At 71.6% G+C, this 18405-nt stretch carries 18 protein-coding genes; 10 read left to right on the top strand and 8 right to left on the bottom strand.

Annotated elements, in window-relative coordinates:
* The first annotated feature begins 21 nt into the window (after positions 1-21).
* Positions 22-225: a hypothetical protein gene (locus AW27_RS13510; RefSeq protein ID WP_236647540.1), complete on the top strand. Its 204-nt coding sequence runs from the start codon at positions 22-24 to the stop codon at positions 223-225.
* On the top strand, positions 222-638 hold the full coding sequence (locus AW27_RS13505; RefSeq protein ID WP_236647541.1) for a hypothetical protein: 417 nt from the start codon (positions 222-224) through the stop codon (positions 636-638). The genes AW27_RS13510 and AW27_RS13505 overlap by 4 nt, the downstream gene beginning before the upstream one ends.
* A gap of 121 nt (positions 639-759) precedes the next feature.
* Here AW27_RS13505 and AW27_RS13500 read toward each other — a convergent pair whose 3' ends face one another.
* The 8 genes from AW27_RS13500 to AW27_RS13465 all read right to left on the bottom strand — a co-directional run bounded on the left by AW27_RS13500 (position 760) and on the right by AW27_RS13465 (position 11534).
* Positions 760-2076, bottom strand: a complete 1317-nt coding sequence (locus AW27_RS13500; RefSeq protein WP_037918860.1) for a M28 family metallopeptidase — start codon at positions 2074-2076, stop codon at positions 760-762.
* Positions 2077-2315: 239 nt separating this feature from the next.
* Positions 2316-3260, bottom strand: a complete 945-nt coding sequence (gene rarD, locus AW27_RS13495) for an EamA family transporter RarD (RefSeq protein WP_037918862.1) — start codon at positions 3258-3260, stop codon at positions 2316-2318.
* Between the two features lie 168 nt (positions 3261-3428).
* Positions 3429-4283 (bottom strand): NAD(P)H-binding protein, encoded by an 855-nt coding sequence (locus AW27_RS13490; protein WP_037918864.1) that lies wholly within the window; start codon positions 4281-4283, stop codon positions 3429-3431.
* Positions 4284-4438: 155 nt separating this feature from the next.
* Positions 4439-5518: a 2-oxoacid:ferredoxin oxidoreductase subunit beta gene (locus tag AW27_RS13485; protein WP_037918866.1), complete on the bottom strand. Its 1080-nt coding sequence runs from the start codon at positions 5516-5518 to the stop codon at positions 4439-4441.
* Positions 5511-7454, bottom strand: a complete 1944-nt coding sequence (locus AW27_RS13480) for a 2-oxoacid:acceptor oxidoreductase subunit alpha (protein WP_037918868.1) — start codon at positions 7452-7454, stop codon at positions 5511-5513. The genes AW27_RS13485 and AW27_RS13480 overlap by 8 nt, the downstream gene beginning before the upstream one ends.
* A gap of 151 nt (positions 7455-7605) precedes the next feature.
* Entirely contained in the window at positions 7606-8265 is a 660-nt protein-coding gene (locus AW27_RS13475) for a response regulator transcription factor (RefSeq protein WP_037918870.1), read from the bottom strand.
* A gap of 447 nt (positions 8266-8712) precedes the next feature.
* Positions 8713-10014 (bottom strand): sensor histidine kinase, encoded by a 1302-nt coding sequence (locus AW27_RS13470; RefSeq protein WP_052030266.1) that lies wholly within the window; start codon positions 10012-10014, stop codon positions 8713-8715.
* A gap of 329 nt (positions 10015-10343) precedes the next feature.
* A complete protein-coding gene (locus tag AW27_RS13465) occupies positions 10344-11534 on the bottom strand; it encodes a sensor histidine kinase (RefSeq protein WP_037918872.1) in 1191 nt (396 codons plus the stop codon).
* A gap of 147 nt (positions 11535-11681) precedes the next feature.
* Between AW27_RS13465 and AW27_RS13460 the strand changes: the two genes are divergently transcribed.
* From AW27_RS13460 to AW27_RS13425, 8 genes are read left to right on the top strand one after another with little or no spacing between them, the layout of a single operon-like run.
* The gene (locus AW27_RS13460) at positions 11682-12089 is read left to right on the top strand and encodes an NADH-quinone oxidoreductase subunit A (protein WP_037918874.1); all 408 of its coding nucleotides are present in this window, start codon (positions 11682-11684) and stop codon (positions 12087-12089) included.
* Positions 12080-12673: an NADH-quinone oxidoreductase subunit B gene (locus AW27_RS13455; RefSeq protein WP_037918876.1), complete on the top strand. Its 594-nt coding sequence runs from the start codon at positions 12080-12082 to the stop codon at positions 12671-12673. Before AW27_RS13460 ends, AW27_RS13455 begins: the two co-directional genes overlap by 10 nt.
* Positions 12670-13806 carry an NADH-quinone oxidoreductase subunit C gene (locus AW27_RS13450; RefSeq protein ID WP_304949866.1) on the top strand — a complete coding sequence of 379 codons (1137 nt, stop codon included), beginning with the start codon at positions 12670-12672 and terminating at the stop codon, positions 13804-13806. The genes AW27_RS13455 and AW27_RS13450 overlap by 4 nt, the downstream gene beginning before the upstream one ends.
* On the top strand, positions 13803-14771 hold the full coding sequence (locus AW27_RS13445; protein WP_037918878.1) for a complex I subunit 1/NuoH family protein: 969 nt from the start codon (positions 13803-13805) through the stop codon (positions 14769-14771). Before AW27_RS13450 ends, AW27_RS13445 begins: the two co-directional genes overlap by 4 nt.
* On the top strand, positions 14771-15382 hold the full coding sequence (locus AW27_RS13440) for a NuoI/complex I 23 kDa subunit family protein (protein ID WP_037918880.1): 612 nt from the start codon (positions 14771-14773) through the stop codon (positions 15380-15382). The genes AW27_RS13445 and AW27_RS13440 overlap by 1 nt, the downstream gene beginning before the upstream one ends.
* Positions 15379-15966, top strand: coding sequence for an NADH-quinone oxidoreductase subunit J family protein (locus AW27_RS13435; protein ID WP_370466479.1), 588 nt, complete (start codon positions 15379-15381; stop codon positions 15964-15966). Before AW27_RS13440 ends, AW27_RS13435 begins: the two co-directional genes overlap by 4 nt.
* Positions 15966-16343 (top strand): NADH-quinone oxidoreductase subunit NuoK, encoded by a 378-nt coding sequence (nuoK, locus tag AW27_RS13430; protein ID WP_037918881.1) that lies wholly within the window; start codon positions 15966-15968, stop codon positions 16341-16343. Before AW27_RS13435 ends, nuoK begins: the two co-directional genes overlap by 1 nt.
* The gene (locus tag AW27_RS13425; protein ID WP_037918883.1) at positions 16340-18385 is read left to right on the top strand and encodes an NADH-quinone oxidoreductase subunit 5 family protein; all 2046 of its coding nucleotides are present in this window, start codon (positions 16340-16342) and stop codon (positions 18383-18385) included. Before nuoK ends, AW27_RS13425 begins: the two co-directional genes overlap by 4 nt.
* Positions 18386-18405 lie beyond the last annotated feature (20 nt).

The raw sequence follows: 18405 nt of genomic DNA, 5'->3' as shown, positions 1-18405 counted from the left end.
CTCCGCTGTACGGTGTTGGGCATGTCGAGACACGTCACCATCCGCCTGAACGAAGAGTTCCACGAGCGCCTCAAGGCGCGTGCGGCGGCGCTGGGGACGACGGTCACCGCGCTGATCACCGAGGTCACCGAACGCGAGCTCGACGAGGACCGGAAGAACTTCCTCTCCGGCATTGAGGAGTTCGCCGATCACTGGGGCTACTTCCAGGAGCGGTTCGGCAATTGAAGATCACCATGGAGTGGGCCTGGACCGCTCTGGCCCACCATCTCCCGTCAGATCCCGCGGTGTGGGATCCCTCCGGGGTGGCCGCCGCGGTCGCCCGGCACCAGAACGACCTGGTCCTGGTACCAGAACAGCCCGCCCCGGACACCGCGTGGCGGGCCGCCGCGTTCCTGCACACCCTGGCGGTCTGCCCGGCGCTGGAATCGCCGATGAACGAGTTCTACGCGGCCGCGGCGACCCGCTCGTACCTGCGCGTGGCCGGAGCCGCGAAGCTGCCCTCGCCGGAGGAACTCGGCGACCTGGTCGAGGCGGCGAAGCTGGGCCGCGCGGACGTCGCGGCTGTGGCCGAGGAGCTGCGGGCCCGGATGAGGGAGCCGCTGGAGGCCTCGTCACCGGCCCGCGCCGAGGACGGCTGAGCTCCGGCGCGGTCCGGGTGGATCGCGCCGGAGCCCAGAGCGCGGCGGGACCGCCGGTCGCCCGGAGGGTCCTGCAGGGCTCCGGAAGGTCCTGGAACCTCCCGGAATCCCCTGGAACGCCCTAGAAGGTGATCTTCCAGCTGTTGATGTAGCCGACGTCCAGTGCGGCCGCGTCCCTGACCCGGAGGTTCCACGTTCCGTTCGCCACCTCGCTGGAGGCGTTGACGGTGTAGGACCCCACGATGTTGTCGGCGCTGCCGCCGGTGCGGTTGTGCAGGTTGTAGACCGAGCCGTCCGGGGCGACCAGGTCGACCACCAGGTCACCGCGGTAGGTGTGGACGATGTTCACGTCCACCTTGGTGGTGGCGGGGGCGTTGCCGGGGACTCCGGAGACCGTGATCGGCGAGTTGACCGCCGGGGCGGGGGAGTCAGGGATGTTCACGTCCGTCGTGTTCTCGAAGGACGGGCCGGGCGGAACCGGGGTCGACGCGCCCAGGTTCCATATCGCGTAGGCGATGGCGTCCGCGTTGCGGTCCAGGGCGGTGTCGTTGATGTTGGCGGTGTTGTCGCACGAGGAGTGGTAGCAGCGGTCGAAGGCCTGCCCTGCGGTGCCGCCCCACTTCTGGGCCTGCGCGGAGGTCTTGGTGCGGCTGGCCCCGGTGAACAGGCCACCGACCGGTATGCCCACGTTCTTGAAGGAGGCGTGGTCGGAGCGGCCGTCGCCCTCGGTCTCGATTTCGGTCGGCACGCCGAGGCCGGCGAAGTAGTTCTTGAAGGTCTGCTCGATCGTCGGGTCGTCGTCGTAGACGAAGTAGCCGGGGTTCGGCGAGCCGATCATGTCGAAGTTCAGGTACCCGGCGAACTTGGCCCGCTCGGCCGACGGGAGGTTGTTGACGTAGTACTTCGAGCCGACCAGGCCCAGCTCCTCCGCGCCCCACCAGCCGAAACGCAGGTGCTTGGTGGGCTGCAGCCCGGCCCGGGAGACGGCGAGGGCGGTTTCGAGGACGGCCGCGCTGCCGGAGCCGTTGTCGTTGATGCCCGCGCCCGAGGTGACGGAGTCGAGGTGCGCTCCGGACATCAGGACCGAGTTCGGGTCGCCGCCGGGCCAGTCGGCGATCAGGTTGTAGCCGGTGGCGCCGCTGGAGGTGAAGGTCTGCAGCGTCGTGGTGAAGCCCGCCGCGTCCAGCTTGGCCTTCACGTAGTCGATCGAGGCCTTGTAGCCGGCCCGGCCGTGGGCGCGGTTGCCGCCGTTGTTCGCGGCGATCGTCGACAGCTGCGACAGGTGGGCCTTGACGTTGGCCAGCGGGATGTCGGGCGGGGTCGGCGCCGCGGCGACCGCCGTGGGGGCGGCGAGTGCGGCGGGTGCGGTGGAGGCGAACAGGCCGGCAACCGCGAGAGCGGTCACGGCAGCGAGGCGCCGGGAGACGGACAGGCTCATGTGGGGGCTCCGGGATTCCGCTGGGGATATGACGGAACGAGCGAGAGAGCAGGTGAGCGTGAGTGCGTCAGTGCGTCAGTGCGGAAGTGCGAGCCTGATGGTCAGCGAGAGTATGACTATCCGTCAAGACCTCAATTCGGTCAGGGCAGTTCGGAAAACGGACGATCCCCGGTACGGAGGGTCCGTGCCGGGGATCGTGGGGTCGGAGCGTTTGCTGTTGCGGGCCCGTCGTGTGGTCGTTACGCGGGTTCGCGGGTCGGCGCCGGGGTGATCACGGGAGCCGTCTCCAGCCGGGCGCGGGAGCGCCGAGCGGTCCGCAGGGCGTCCCAGGTCAGGATCGCCAGCGCGGCCCACACCAGGGAAAAGCCTGCCCAGCGCTCGGGCGGCATGGCCTCGTGGAAGTACAGGACGCCGAGTCCGAACTGGAACACCGGGGCCATGTACTGAAGCAGTCCCAGGGTGGACAGCGGAACGCGGATGGCGGCCGCCCCGAAGAGCACCAGCGGGATCGCCGTGACCAGGCCGGTGGCGGCCAGCAGCAGCGCGTGGCCGACGCCCTGGGAGGCGAAGCTGGACCGGCCCTGGGCGCCCAGCCACAGCAGGTATCCGAGGGCCGGCAGGAACAGCATGGCCGTCTCGGCGGCCAGCGACTCCAGCCCGCCCATGTTGAGCTTTTTCTTGATCAGGCCGTAGGTCGCGAACGAGCAGGCCAGGACCAGCGAGATCCACGGCGGCCGCCCGTAGCCGACGGCGAGGACGAGCACGGCGACGAAGCTGAGGCCGACGGCCACCCACTGCGCGCGCCGCAGCCGCTCACCCAGGACCAGCACGCCCATGGCGATGCTCACCAGCGGGTTGATGAAGTAGCCGAGGCTCGACTCGACGACGTGGCCGTTGTTGACCGACCAGATGTACAGGCCCCAGTTCACGCTGATGATGGACGCGGCCAGCGCGGTCAGACCCAGCTTGCGCGGCCGGCTCAGCAGCTCGCGTATCCAGCTCCAGCGGCGCACTGCGAGCAGTGCCAGGCCGACCACGGCCAGGGACCACGTCATGCGGTGGGCGAGGATCTCGACGGCCCCGGCAGGCATCAGCAGCGGCCAGAAGAGGGGGACCAGCCCCCACATCCCGTAAGCGCCGAATCCGTAGAGCAAACCCGCGCGCTGCTCGTTCTGTGCCTTCACGGGGCCTCCTGTGCGACTTCCAGCCAACTTTGACGACGTTAGCGCCGCGGGGCCCGGATGTCATGCCCGTAATCGGGAGATACTCATGACATCCCGTGTGACGTCTCGCGGGGCCGCGGCGGCGCGTCCGCCGGGAGTCCCCGGGGAGTCCGCCGGGAGTCCGCGGGTTCAGGCCAGCGCGGCCCCGATCGCCTGGGCGACCGGGGTCGTCGGCCGCCCGATCAGCCGGGCGAGGTCTCCGCCGGTGCCGGCCAGCCGGCCGCGCGCGATCGCCGCGTCCACGTCGACGATGATCGCGGCGAACCCCTCCGGCACTCCGGCGTCCGTCAGGATCCGCAGGTGTTCGTCGGCCGGGACCTCGCTGTACGCGATCTCCTTGCCGCTCTGTGCCGAGACCTCGGCCGCGTACTCCGCGAGGCTCCACGCGGTGTCGCCGGAGAGTTCGTAGATCCGGTTCAGGTGCCCCTCGCCGGTGAGCACCGCGGCGGCGGCCGCCGCGTAGTCGGCCCGCGCCGCCGAGGCGACCCGCCCCTCGCCCGCGCTGGCCAGGACCGCCCCGTGCCCGAGCACGGCCGGCAGGTCGCGGGTGTAGTTCTCGTGGTACCAGCCGTTGCGCAGGAAGGTGTACGGGAGTCCGGAGGCGAGGACGGCCTGCTCGGTGGCGGTGTGCTCCGAGGCCAGCTCGAAGTCCGCCTCCGGGCCGCCGAGGACGCCGGTGTAGGCCAGCTGTGCCGCGCCCGCCGCCTTCGCGGCAGCGATCACGGCGGTGTGCTGCGCGACGCGCCGCCCGATCTCATTGCCGGAGATCAGCAGCACCCGGTCGCCGGGCCGGAAGGCGACGGCCAGGGCGGCCGGGTCGTCGTAGTCGGCGACGCGCACGTCGATCCCGCGTGCGGCCAGGTCGAAGGCCTTCTCCGCGCTGCGGACGACGACGGCGACGCGGTCGGCGGGGACCCGTTCCAGCAGTTCCTCGACGACGAGGCGGCCCAGGGCTCCGGTGGCTGCGGTGACGACGATGCTCATGACTGTTCTCCTCGATGGACGACAGCGCAACCCTACGGGAAGCGCTTTCTTTTTGAAAGCGCTTCCCGGGGGAGGGCTTACCTCTCGGGGGGCGGACGCGCCGAAGCCCGGACCCGTCGAGGGGGTCCGGGCTTCGGCGCGTCCGCGTGGTTCGGTCAGCCGACGACGGTCCAGGTGTCACTGCCGTTCAGCAGTGCGCCCAGGTCGCCCTTGCCGCTGCGGTCGACGGCCGCGTCGAGCTGGTCGGCCATCAGGGTGTCGTAGACCGGTCGTTCGACACTGCGGAAGACCCCGATCGGGGTCCGGTGCAGGGTGTCCGGGTCGGCGAGCCGGGAGAGCGCGAACGCCGTGGCGGGGCTGGCGGCTCGGGCGTCGTGGACGAGGACCCGCCCCTCGTTGGCGGGGGTCACGTCGACCACCTCCAGGTCCCCGGTGGTCTGATTGCGCACCACGCCCTTCTCGTCGTCCGCGCCGAACCGGATCGGCCGGCCGTCCTCCAGCCTGATCACCGCCTCGCGGGCCCGGTCCTTGTCCTTGAGGACCTCGAAGGCGCCGTCGTTGAAGATGTTGCAGTTCTGGTAGATCTCGACGAGCGCCGTGCCCTGGTGGTCGGCCGCCTGGCGCAACACCTCGGTGAGGTGCTTGCGGTCGGAGTCGACGGTGCGGGCGACGAACGACGCCTCGGCGCCGAGCGCCAGCGACACCGGGTTGAAGGGCGCGTCCAGCGAGCCCATCGGCGTCGACTTGGTGATCTTGCCGACCTCGGAGGTGGGGGAGTACTGGCCCTTGGTCAGACCGTAGATCCGGTTGTTGAAGAGCAGGATCTTCAGGTTGACGTTGCGGCGCAGGGCGTGGATCAGGTGGTTGCCGCCGATGGACAGGGCGTCGCCGTCCCCCGTGACGACCCACACCGACAGGTCGCGCCGGGAGGTGCACAGGCCCGTCGCGATGGCGGGCGCCCGGCCGTGGATCGAGTGCATCCCGTAGGTGTTCATGTAGTAGGGGAAACGGGAGGAGCATCCGATGCCGGAGACGAAGACGATGTTCTCCTTCGCCAGCCCCAGCTCGGGCATGAAGCCCTGGACGGCGGCGAGCACGGCGTAGTCGCCGCAACCGGGACACCAGCGGACCTCCTGGTCCGACTTGAAGTCCTTCATCGACTGCTTGCCCTCGGCCTTCGGTACCAGCGAGAGCAGGGTCCGCGCCCCGTCGGTCGCCTCGGTCACCTCAGTCATCGATGGCCTCCTTGAGAACCTTGGCGAGCTGCTCGGCCTTGAAGGGCATTCCGTTCACCTGGTGGTACGACTGGGCGTCGACCAGGTATTTCGCGCGGATGAGGGTGGCGAGCTGGCCGAGATTCATCTCCGGCACCACTACCTTGTGGTAACGCCGAAGGACCTCGCCGAGATTCCCGGGGAAGGGGTTGAGGTGGCGCAGGTGGGCCTGGGCGACGGGGAGTCCGGCCGCCCGGAGCCGGCGGACCGCGGCGGTGATGGGGCCGTAGGTGGAACCCCAACCGAGGACCAGGGTGGTGGCGCCGTCCGGGTCGTCGACGTCGAGGTCGGGCACCTCAATGCCGTCGACCTTGGCCTGGCGGGTGCGGACCATGAGGTCGTGGTTGGCCGGGTCGTAGGAGATGTTGCCCGTGCCGTCCTGCTTCTCGATGCCGCCGATGCGGTGTTCGAGGCCCGGGGTTCCGGGGACCGCCCAGGGGCGGGCCAGGGTCTCCGGATCTCGCTTGTAGGGCCAGAAGGCCTCGGTGCCGTCGGCGAGCGTGTGGTTCGCGCCGGTGGCGAACTTGACCTTCAGGTCGGGCAGGTCCGCGACCTCCGGGATCCGCCACGGTTCCGAGCCGTTGGCGAGGTAGCCGTCGGACAGCAGGAACACCGGGGTGCGGTAGGTCAGCGCGATCCGGGCCGCGTCGAGGGCGGCGTCGAAGCAGTCCGCCGGAGTCCTCGGCGCCACGATCGGGACCGGCGCCTCGCCGTTGCGGCCGTACATGGCCTGGAGGAGGTCCGCCTGCTCGGTCTTGGTCGGCAGGCCGGTGGACGGGCCGCCGCGCTGGATGTCGACGATGAGCAGCGGCAGTTCCAGCGAGACCGCCAGGCCGATCGTCTCCGACTTGAGCGCGACACCGGGCCCGGAGGTGGTGGTGACCCCGAGCGCCCCGCCGAAGGCGGCGCCGAGCGCCGCCCCGATGCCGGCGATCTCGTCCTCGGCCTGGAAGGTCCGCACGCCGAAGTTCTTGTGCTTCGACAGCTCGTGCAGGATGTCCGAGGCCGGGGTGATCGGGTAGGAGCCGAGGTACAGGGGCAGGTCGGCCTGCTGGCTCGCGGCGATGAGGCCGTAGGAGAGGGCCAGGTTCCCGGAGATGTTGCGGTAGGTGCCGGTGGGGAAGGCCTGGGTCGCGGGTGCCACCTCGTAGGAGACGGCGAAGTCCTCGGTCGTCTCGCCGAAGTTCCAACCGGCGCGGAAGGCCACGATGTTCGCCTCGGCGATCTCGGGCTTCTTCGCGAACTTCTGCCGCAGGAAGCTCTCCGTGGCCTCCGTCGGCCGGTGGTACATCCACGACAGCAGGCCCAGCGCGAACATGTTCTTGCTGCGCTCGGCCTCCTTGCGGGAGAGCCCGAAGTCCTTCAGCGCCTCCACCGTCAGCGTGGTCAGCGGCACCGGGTGCAGGTTGTAGGCGGCCAGCGAGCCGTCCTCCAACGGCGAGGTCTCGTATCCGACCTTGGCCATGGGGCGCTTGGTGAACTCGTCCGTGTTGACGATGATCTCCGCGCCGCGCGGCACGTCGGCGATGTTCGCCTTCAGCGCCGCGGGGTTCATGGCCACCAGCACGTTGGGGGCGTCGCCCGGCGTGAGGATGTCGTGGTCGGCGAAGTGGAGCTGGAAGGAGGAGACGCCCGGCAGGGTGCCGGCGGGGGCGCGGATCTCGGCCGGGAAGTTCGGCAGTGTCGACAGGTCGTTCCCGAACGACGCGGTCTCCGAGGTGAACCGGTCACCGGTGAGCTGCATGCCGTCACCGGAGTCACCCGCGAACCGGATGATCACCCGATCGAGTCGCCGTACTTCCTTGCCGTCCGGACTGCCCGGAGTGCGCTGTCCACCGACAACCGCACCCCCGGCCCCGTCGGCCTGCTCGGCTGGGCTGCTGACCTGGCTGGTCACTGAACTGGACCTCCTTCGAGGCGTGAGCACCCCCATGACCCACCCTACGACGGTAGGGATCAGGCCCCCAGGAGCGACCACATTCTGGACCGTAGGGCCATAATTCGAGACGGCCCTGCCGGTATGCCGTATCTGACAAAGTTTCAGTCGATCAAGATTTCAGATAGGTGAGAACGGCCAGTACGCGCCGGTGATCCCCCTCACTCGGCGACAGGCCCAGTTTCATGAAGATGTTGCCGACGTGCTTCTCCACCGCTCCGTCGCTCACGACCAGCTGCTTGGCCACGGCGGAATTGGTACGGCCCTCGGCCATCAGCCCCAGCACCTCGCGCTCGCGCGGCGTCAGACCCGCCAGGACGTCCTGTTTCCGGCTGCGCCCCAGCAGCTGGGCGACGACCTCGGGATCTAGGGCGGTGCCGCCCCTGGCCACCCGGACCACGGCGTCCAGGAACTCGCGCACCTCGGCCACCCGGTCCTTCAGTAGATACCCCACTCCGGTACTGGAACCGGCCAGGAGCTCCGTGGCGTACTGCTCCTCCACGTACTGCGACAGCACCAGCACGCCTATCCCGGGGTGGTCGCGCCGCAGCCGTACGGCGGCCCGCACGCCCTCGTCGGTGTGCGTCGGCGGCATGCGCACGTCCGCCACCACCACGTCGGGCAGCGCATCCTCGGCGGCGAGGTCCGCCACCGTCTTGATCAGGGCCTCCCCGTCCCCGACGCCCGCCACGACGTCATGCCCCCGGTCCGTCAGCAACCGGGTCAGGCCCTCGCGCAGCAGTACGGAATCCTCGGCGATGACCACCCGCACCCTGTCTTCCACGACTCAGCAGCTCCCGCGTCCACTCGTTCCCGTACTGCCCGACTCAGCCAAGCATCCCAGCCTTAAGTCCCGGTGAAGGCAGAGCCGGGACAACACGTGGGCGTACGAGGGGAGTTTTCGCACACCGAGCTGATGGAAGCCAGAGCTCCGGATCCACGGGAGCCGGCGCCGTCCGGCCGCGTCGGCGTCCGCGGCCTGGATTCCCGCTCGGACGCCCGCCCCGGATTTCCGTCCGGATGCCCACCCCGGGTTCCCGTCCGGGGATCCTGAGCGGCGGCGCCGCGCCGTTTCAGCCCCGCCCGGGGCGCCCTCCGGTGTGGCCCGGGAGTCCGGGGCGCGGGGTTCGGGGAAGCGGGCCGGGAGGCGGCGGTGGGGCGGGCGCGCGGACGGACCCCCGGCCCACCCGGACGGGGGTCCCACGGCTCCGCACCGGCGTCAGGACCGCCACGGCAGCTCGGCGGTGACCGTCGTGCCCCCGCCCTCGGGGGAGTCGACGACCAGCACCCCGTCCACGGCGTCCAGCCGCTCGGCGAGCCCCGCCAGCCCCGTCCCGGCCCGCACGCTCGCGCCGCCCCGGCCGTCATCGGCCACCCGGAGCAGCAGCCGCCCCCCGGACCGCCACACGTCCACCGAGGCCGATCGGGCCGCGGAGTGCCTGCCGATGTTCTGCAGCAGCTCCGAGACCGTGGCGTACGCAATCCCCTCGATGGCCGCGGCCGGCCTGGCCGCGAGGTCCACTTCCACCCGTACCGGCACGGTGCACCGGGCGGCCACCGAGGACAGCGCGGCGTCCAGCCCGCGGTCGGTCAGCACGGCCGGGTGGATTCCGCGGGCCAGGTCCCGCAGCTCCTGCAAGGCGGTCTTCACCTCGCCGTGCGCCTCGTCCACCATGCGGGCGGCGGCCTGGGGGTCCTGGCCGAACTTCTCCTTCGCCAGCCCCAGGTCCATCGCCAGCGCCGCCAGCCGTGCCTGGGCACCGTCGTGCAGATCCCGTTCGATGCGCCGCAGGTCGGCGGCGGCGGTGTCCACGACGACCCCCCGGTCGGACTCCAGCTCGGTGACCCGGCTGTCCAGCCGGGACGCACCGAGCAGCCCGCCGACCACGACCCGGTCCACCGTGGTCAGCGCCCTGAACAGCCACGGGGTGGCGAGGGTGACGGCCAGCCCGACGAGGCAGGTGAGGGCGATCTCCGCGGGCGAGTCGAGGTAGAAGGAGTAGTCGTCGTTCTGGAAGAGCTGGAGCCCCGGCTGGTCGGTCCAGGTGGGGAGGACCCAGAACCACAGCGGGTACAGCAGGTACGTCCAGCCGACCGCCCAGAAGGTCAGTGCCACGCAGAAGGCGAACACCGCCCACGGGAAGTGGATCACGGAGTACAGCGCGTGCCGCCAGGCGCTGCCGCTGCGCAGGACCGCGCCCATGGCGGCGAGCGGCCCGCTCTTCTTCGCACGGATCGGCGCCGGCTCGCTGATGTGCGCCCCGAGCAGCACGCGCACCCGGATCCGCTCCAGCCGCCCGAACCCGCGGCACATGGCCAGCACCCCCGCCAGTACCGGGACGCCCAAGAAGGTGACGAGCAGGCCGGCACCGAGGCTCACGCCGGTGATGGTGAGGGAGAAGTACAGCGTGCTCAGCGGCAGCCCGACCAGGAGGTACGCGAACTCCCGCCAGGTCCGCCCCGCCACCGGGGCCAGCAGCACCGCACCGACCCCGCCCCGCCCGCCCTTGCCGTCGTCCATCTCACGTCCCGCCCTTCCACTCCTCGGCCACACCCCCACCCTCCCGCCCGCCGCCACCCCCGGACCATGCGGCGGGTGGGCCTCTCCACCCGGGGGATAACCCCACCCCTGTCGATGCGGCACCGCCGGAGCCGGAGCCGGAGCCGGAGCCGGAGCCGGAGCCGGAGCCGGAGCCGGAACCGGAGCCCCGGGGAGCGGCCACGAGCCGGACACACGGACGGGCCCCCGCCCACCCCTGGACGGGCCCCCGCCCACCCCTGGACGGGAGCCCGCTCACCCCTGGACGGAAGCACCGCCCACCACCACACACCGGCTGCACCCCGCGCGCCTCAGAGTCGGCCCCGGCGGTCACGCCACGGCAGCTCCGCCGTCACCACCGTCCCCTCCCCCTCGGGGGAGTCGACGACCAGCACCCCGTCCACCGCGCCCAGCCGTTCGGCCAGCCCCGCCAGCCCCGTCCCGCCGGACGTGTCCGCCCCGCCCCGCCCGTCATCGGACACCCGGATCATCAGCCGCGCCCCCGCCCGCCAGACCTCCACGGTCGCCCCCCGCGCCCTCGCGTGCTTGCTGACGTTCTGCAGCAGTTCGGACACCACGAAGTACGCGATGCCCTCGATCGCCTCGGCCGGCCGCGCCTGCGGTCCCGTCGGCAGGTCCACCAACACCTTCACCGGCACCACGCACCGCGCCGCCACCGACGACAGCGCCGCATCCAGACCCCGGTCGGTCAGCACGGCCGGGTGGATCCCGCGGGCCAGGTCCCGCAGCTCCTGGAGCGCCAGCTTCACCTCGTCGTGGGCCTCGTCGACCATCGCCGCAGCGCCCTCGGGGTCCTCCAGCAGCTTCTCCTTCGCCAGGCCCAGCCCCATCGCCAGCGCGACCAGCCGCGCCTGCGCCCCGTCGTGCAGGTCCCGCTCGATGCGCCGCAGGTCGGCGGCGGCCGTGTCCACGACCACGCCCCGGTCGGACTCCAGCTCCGCGATCCGACGCTCCAGGTCGTCGGAGGGCGACAGCAGGCCCCGCACCATCGCGCGGTCCGCGTTCGCGAGCAGCCGCACCAGATACGGCAGCACCGGCCACAGCACGAACAGCCCGGTCAGGACTACCGTGAAGGTGAGCATCCCCCAGGGCAGCCGGATCAGCTGGTACAGCACGGCCCGCCAGCCGACCGGATCCTTGATGCTCGTCCACAGCCAGGGGAAGAAGCCGCCGGACCGCCGCGGACCGGGGAGCGGGGTCGGCTCCTCCACCCCCACGCCCAGGAGCAACCGTGCGCGGGCCCGCTCCAGCCGTCCCCATTGCCGAGACAGAAGGAGGCCGACCGCAAGCAAAGGAAGTCCGATCGCGGTCACGGAAAGACCGCCCGCGGTGGAAATCATGACGACCGCGTAAACAAAACCGACGACCGCCTCCGGCAGATTGGTCACCAGATGGGCGATTTCCTTCAACGTGACGGCGCTGAACACGGGCCGTACGGGGGGAGGTCGGTCGGTGTCGGCTATGGCCGGGCTCGTGGTCATGCGCCACAGCCTGTCAAGCGGGACTCGCTGGTGCCATGGGGTGGCCGGGGTGCTGTGAACGGGGGATAACCCCACCCCGTGTGGGGCAGGCCCTAGACTCCCGTCCGTACCAGATCGTCGACAGTGACCGAGGAGCGAGGAACGGACGTGCCCGAAGCAACGGTATCGACCGTAACCGTGCTCGCGGCGGACTACTTCCGGAGTTATTCGGTCGTCGGTCTGCTCGCAGCCCTCGGTGTGCTCTTCGTGGCCGTCGCCTTCGGCGCGGGCCGCCTCCTGCGGCCCGTGGTCCCGACCCCCGAGAAGCTGCTGACCTACGAATGCGGCGTGGACCCCGTCGGCGAGGGCTGGGCGCACACCCAGGTCCGCTACTACGTCTACGCGTTCCTCTACGTCATCTTCGCCGTCGACTCGATCTTCCTGTTCCCGTGGGCGACGGTGTTCGCCGCCGCCGGCTACGGCGCCACGACCCTGGTCGAGATGTTCATCTTCCTGGGCTTCCTGGCCGTCGGCCTGCTCTATGCGTACAAGAAGGGCGTCCTCGAATGGACGTGACACCTCAGCCGGAGCTGCTCCCCGAGCCCAAGCGCCTCGGAGTCCTCTCCCGCCTGGCCCCGGAACCGATGAAGGTGGTCCTGAACTGGGGCCGCCGGTACAGCCTGTGGGTCTTCAACTTCGGCCTGGCCTGCTGCGCGATCGAGTTCATCGCCGCGTCGATGGCCCGGCACGACTTCATCCGCCTCGGCGTCATCCCGTTCGCACCGGGTCCGCGCCAGGCCGATCTGATGATCGTCTCGGGCACCGTCACGGACAAGATGGCCCCCGCGGTCAAGCGGCTCTACGAGCAGATGCCGGAGCCGAAGTACGTCATCTCCTTCGGCGCCTGCTCCAACTGCGGCGGCCCGTACTGGGACTCGTACTCGGTGACGAAGGGCGTCGACCAGATCATCCCCGTCGACGTCTACGTGCCCGGCTGCCCGCCGCGCCCGGAGGCGCTCCTGCAGGGCATCCTCAAGCTCCAGGAGAAGATCGCCCGTGAGTCGCTGGCCGACCGCTATGCGTCGGGGCCGTCCGTCTCCCAGCTGACCAGCGGCCTGGTCACGGCCCCGCCGGCACCCGGGCAGGGGGCCGGCGCGTGAACCTCTACGACTCCCTCCCCGACGCCGCGCCGACGCTCTTCGGCGCCGAGGCCGTGGCCGAGCTCTCGTACGACGTCCTCACCGTCGACGTGCCCGTCGGCTCCTGGATCTCCTCGCTGGAGATCGCCCGGGACAAGCTGGGCTGCACGTACTTCGACTGGCTGAGCGCCGTGGACGAGCCCGGCACCGGCTTCCGGGTCTGCGCGCACGTCGCCTCGCTGGAGAACCGCCGCGTACGCCGGCTCCTGCTGCGCACGACCGTCCCGCACGGCTCTCCCTCGCTGCCGTCGGCCGTGGCCCTGTACGCGGGGGCGGAATGGCACGAGCGCGAGACGTTCGAGATGTTCGGGATCACCTTCACCGACCACCCGCACCTGGTACACCTGCTCCTCCCGGAGAACTTCGAGGGACACCCGCTGCGCAAGGACTTCGTGCTGGCCGCGCGCGTCGCGAAGGCCTGGCCGGGGGCGAAGGAGCCGGGTGAGGCCCACGACCCCGACGCCCCGAAGCGCCGGCAGATGCTGCCGCCCGGCGTGCCGGACCCCAACGACTGGGGCCCCATGAAGGGCCAGCTCCCGCCGGCCCCGGCCCGCCCCGCCCGCACCCCGCGGGCCGCCGGTGCGGGCGCCGCCGCCCGCACCCCGCGCGAGGGCGCCCCCGTCCGCCGCACCCGCTCGGTCGCCGAGGGCTCGGCCACCCAGACCGCCGAGGCCGCCACCCCGCAGACCCCGGCCCGCCCGGCGCGCCGCACCCGCTCGGTCACGGAGGGCTCGGCGAGCCAGGCGGCCGACACCGCTGCCGCTCCGGCCACCGAACAGGCCGCCCCGGACGCCGCCGCTGCCGGCCCAGAGGCCTCCGAAGCCCCGGCCCGCCCGGCGCGCCGCACCCGCTCGGCGGCCGACGGCTCGGCGAGCCAGGACCCGGGCACGACGCCGGCCGCGCCGGACGCCGGCCCGCCGGCCACGGAGCCCGCTGCACGCGCGCCGCGCCGCCCCGCCCCGCGCAGCTCCGACGCCCCTTGGCACGACCCGAAGCCCGCCTACGACGAGTCCGGCCCCGAGCGGGCCGCGCAGGCCGAGCCCGGGGAATCCACCGAGACCCACCCCACCACCGACAACGGAGGCGACGCGTGAACGACGTCCTCGACGTCGCCCTGCGGCTGATCGTCGTCTTCGCCGTCTTCCTCGTGCTCCCGCTCGTTGTCGGGCAGACCGAGCACAAGGTGATGGCCCACATGCAGGGCCGCCTCGGCCCCATGTACGCCGGCGGGTTCCACGGCTGGGCGCAGCTCGTCGCCGACGGCGTGAAGTTCGCTCAGAAGGAAGACGTCGTCCCGGCGGGCGCCGACCGCAGGATCTTCCGGCTGGCCCCCGCCGTCGCCCTGCTGCCGTACCTCCTGGTCCTCCTCGCCATCCCGATCGGTCCGGGCGAGGGCGCGGTCGGCCAGGTCATCGACGCCGGTCTGTTCTTCGTGCTCGCCGTCATGGGCGTCGGAGTCCTCGGCTCCCTCATGGCCGGCTGGGCTTCCGCCAACAAGTTCTCCCTGCTCGGCGGCCTGCGCACGGCCGCGCAGCTGCTCGCCTACGAGCTCCCGATGCTGCTCGCCGCCGCCTCCGTGGCGATGGCGGCCGGGACGGTCTCCCTCCCCGGCATCGTGGAGGCCTTCGAGTGGTGGTGGCTGCCCTGGCAGATCGCCGGCGCCCTGGTGTTCTTCACCGCCGGCCTCGCCGAACTGCAGCGGCCCCCCTTCGACATGCCCGTCGCCGATTCCGAAATCATCTTCGGCGCGTACACCGAGTACACCGGCCTGCGCTTCGCGCTGTTCCTGCTCGCCGAGTACGCCGGCATCGTCGTCCTCTGCTTCCTCACCACCGTCCTCTTCCTCGGCGGCTGGCACGGACCCTTCGGCGCCGAGGGGCTCGGCTGGGTCTGGACCCTGCTCAAGACCGCGGTCCTCGCCTTCGTCGTGATCTGGCTCCGCGTGAGCTACCCGCGCCTGCGCGAGGACCAGCTCCAGAAGCTCGCCTGGACCACACTCATCCCGCTCGCGCTCGCCCAGATCGCGCTCACCGGCATCGTGAAGGTGGCGATCCAGTAATGCCCATCCCCGGATCCGGCCTGGCCAAGGGCCTGGCCGTCACGCTGCGCACGATGACGAAGCGCTCACACACGGCCCAGTACCCCGAGGTCCAGCCCGAACTTCCGCCGCGCTCCCGCGGGGTCATCGGCCTGTTCGAGGAGAACTGCACGGTCTGCATGCTCTGCGCCCGTGAGTGCCCCGACTGGTGCATCTACATCGACTCCCACAAGGAGACGGTCCCCGCCGCCACCCCCGGCGGCCGCGAGCGCAGCCGGAACGTGCTCGACCGCTTCGCCATCGACTTCTCCCTCTGCATGTACTGCGGCATCTGCATCGAGGTGTGCCCCTTCGACGCCCTCTTCTGGTCGCCGGAGTTCGAGTACGCGGAGACCGACATCCACGAGCTGACCCACGAGCGCGACAAACTCCGCGAGTGGATGTGGACCGTCCCCGCCCCGCCGGCCCTCGACCCGAAGGCCGAGGAGCCCAAGGAGATCGCCGCCGCCCGCAAGGCGGTGGAGAAGGCCGAAGCGGCGGCTGCCGCCGCGGCAGCCGCCGAAGCCGCCGCCCGGCCGGCCGCGGACGAACCGCCGACGACCCCGACCCCGACCCCGGAGGGAGACGCGTGAGCCCCGCCGCCCCCCTGGCCGCAGCCGCCACCACCGGGCCCGGATTCCTGTCCCCGACCGGCGTCGAGATCGCCTTCCTCCTCGTGGGCCTCGCCACCTTCGGCGCGGCCCTCGTCACGGTCACCACCAAGCAGCTGGTGCACGCCGCCCTCTGGCTGGTCGTCGCCCTCGGCGGGATCGCCGTGGAGTACCTGCTGCTGACCGCCGAGTTCATCGCCTGGGTCCAGGTCCTGATCTACCTCGGCTCCGTGGTCGTGCTGCTCCTCTTCGGGCTCATGCTCACCAAGGCCCCGATCGGCCGCTCCCCGGACGCCGACTCCGGCAACCGCCGGATCGCCCTCGCCGTCGCCGTCGTCGCCGCGGTCGCCCTCGTCTGGGTCGTCGTCGACGCCTTCCGCACCACCTGGATCGACCTGGACGGGCCGGTCCAGGGCTCCACGAAGGTCTCCGGCGAGATCCTCTTCCAGCACTGGGTGCTGCCCTTCGAGGCGCTCTCGGTGCTCCTCCTCGCCGCGCTGATCGGCGCCATCGTGCTGTCCCGCCGCAACGACCCCGCCGACGCCCGAGACAAGGGGCAGCGCTGATGCACCTCGCCTACCCCGCCGTGCTCGCGGCGCTCCTGTTCTGCACGGGCCTGTACGGAGTGCTCGCCCGCCGCAACGCCATCCTGGTCCTGATGTCCGTCGAGCTGATGCTCAACGCCGTCAACCTCAACCTGGTGGCCTTCGACGTCTGGCTGCGCGACACCCTGCACGCCGGCCAGGCCCTCACCCTCTTCACCATCGCCATCGCCGCCGCGGAGATCGGCATCGGCCTCGCGATCGTACTGATGGTGTACCGCAACCGCGGCACCTCGGACGTCGACCGTCTGCGCGACACCGCCGAAGGCCACGAGCCCGGCCCGAACGACAGCACCGACAGCACCAGCACCGGCAGCGTCCGGCCGGAGGTCGCCGCGTGAGCACCACGACCCTCGCCGTCCTCGTCCCGCTGCTGCCCTTCCTGGGCGCGGTGGCGGGCCTGCTGCTCGGCCGCGCCGCCCCCGGATTCGTCCGCCCGCTCGCGATCCTGCCGACGCTCGCCGCCGCCGTACTGGCCGTGACCGTAGCCCTCCGCCAGGGCGGCGGGCAGCCCGTCAGCACCGCGACCGAGCTCACCCCGACCGGCTCGGTTCCGATCGACCTCTCGCTCTACATCGACGGCTTCGCCGCGCTGGTCGCCGTCCTCGTCGGGGTCGTCGCCACCTGCGTACAGCTCTATTCGACGGCGTACCTCCGCGACGACCCGCGCTACCCCTCCTACGCGGCCCTCGTCTCGCTGTTCACCTCCGCCATGCTGCTCGTCGTCTACTCCGGCGACCTGATGGTGCTGCTGGTCGGCTGGGAAGTCATGGGCATCTGCTCGTACTTCCTCGTCGGCCACTACTGGGAGACCGAAGCGGCCCGCTCCGCCTCCCTGAAGGCCTTCCTCGTCACCAAGCTCGGCGACGTCCCCTTCCTGATCGGCCTGTTCGCGCTCGCCACCGACGCCGGATCCTTCCGGATCACAAAGATCCTCGGGACCGTCGCCGCCGGCGGACTCGACCACCCGACGCTGATCGCACTGCTCCTGCTCGCCGGAGTCGCGGGCAAGTCGGCGCAGTTCCCGCTGCACACCTGGCTCCCCGACGCGATGGCCGGTCCCACCCCCGTCTCCGCGCTGATCCACGCCGCGACGATGGTCGCCGCCGGTGTCTACTTCATCGCCCGTCTCCTGCCCGTCTTCGCGGCCTCCGCAGCCGCACTGGTGGTGATGGCCGTCATGGCGGCCGTCACGATGGTCGGCTCCGGCCTCGCCGCCCTGGCCCAGGACGACATCAAGCGGGTGCTCGCCTACTCCACCATCGGCCAGCTCGCCTACATGACCGGCGCCCTGGCCGTCGCCGACCGCGGTGCGGCCGTCTTCCACCTCCTGTCCCACGGCGCCTTCAAAGCGCTCCTCTTCCTGGGCGCGGGCGTGATCATCCACGCTGCCGGTACGAACTCCCTGGCCGCCATGTCCCGGATGGACGGCCTGGCCAAGCGCATCCCCGACGCCTTCTGGACGATGACGATCGCGCTGCTCGCGCTCGCCGCGATCCCGCCCTTCGCCGGCTTCTTCTCCAAGGAAGCCGTCCTCGTCGCAGCCGAGCAGACCGCCACCGGTCACTCGGACGCCGCTCCCTCCGCCGCCGGCTGGCTGGTGCTGATCGCCGGCGTGCTCACCGCCCTGCTCACCGCCGCCTACGCCGCCCGGCTGTGGCTGATGGCCTTCCGCGGCCGGGGCGCCGCCGCCCCCGACCACGGCAAGGAACCCCTCGCCATGACCGGCGTGCTGTGGCTGCTGGCCATCCCGTCGGTCGGCTTCGGCCTCGCCGCGGACTCGCTCGCCGACTGGTTCGACGGCCGGGCGCTCACCCCCACCGTGGCCACATCGGTCCTCGGCACGGGTGCCGCCCTCCTCGGCGCGATGCTCACCTACGCCCTCTGGCAGCGCGCCACGGCCAAGGCCGCCGAGGCCCCCGCGGCCGGGCCCGCCGGCAGCGCCGCCGCCGAGCAGCCCGCCGCCGTGTCCGCCGCCGTGTCCGCGGCCACGGCGGCAGCCGAGTCCGCGGCCGAAACGCCCGAGGTCGCGGAGGTCACCCATGAGCACCCCGCCGTGCCGGCGGGCCCGGCCGCCGACCCCGGCCGGGCCCTCCTGGGCCCCCTGCACCGCCATGCGGCCGAGGGCTTCCACCTCGACGCCGTCTACGACCGGCTCTTCGTCCGCCCCGTCCGTGCCGCGGCCCGCCTCGTCGCCTTCCTCGACCGCGAGGTCGTGGACACGTACGTCCGCGGCGCGGGCACCGGCACCCGGCTGCTCGGCGGGCTCGTCCGCCGGGCCCAGACCGGCAACGTGCAGAGCTACCTGAGCGCCCTGCTCGCCGGCGCCGTGGTCCTGGCCATTGCCACCGCCGTCCTCGCCAACGTCAACGCCGGATCGTGAGCCGTGAGCCAGCCGTGATT

This window comes from Streptomyces sp. PCS3-D2 (assembly GCF_000612545.2).
GTDB lineage: Bacteria > Actinomycetota > Actinomycetes > Streptomycetales > Streptomycetaceae > Streptomyces.
The sequence above is the reverse complement of the archived record's forward strand: the minus strand, read 5'-3'. Positions and strand labels throughout refer to the sequence as shown.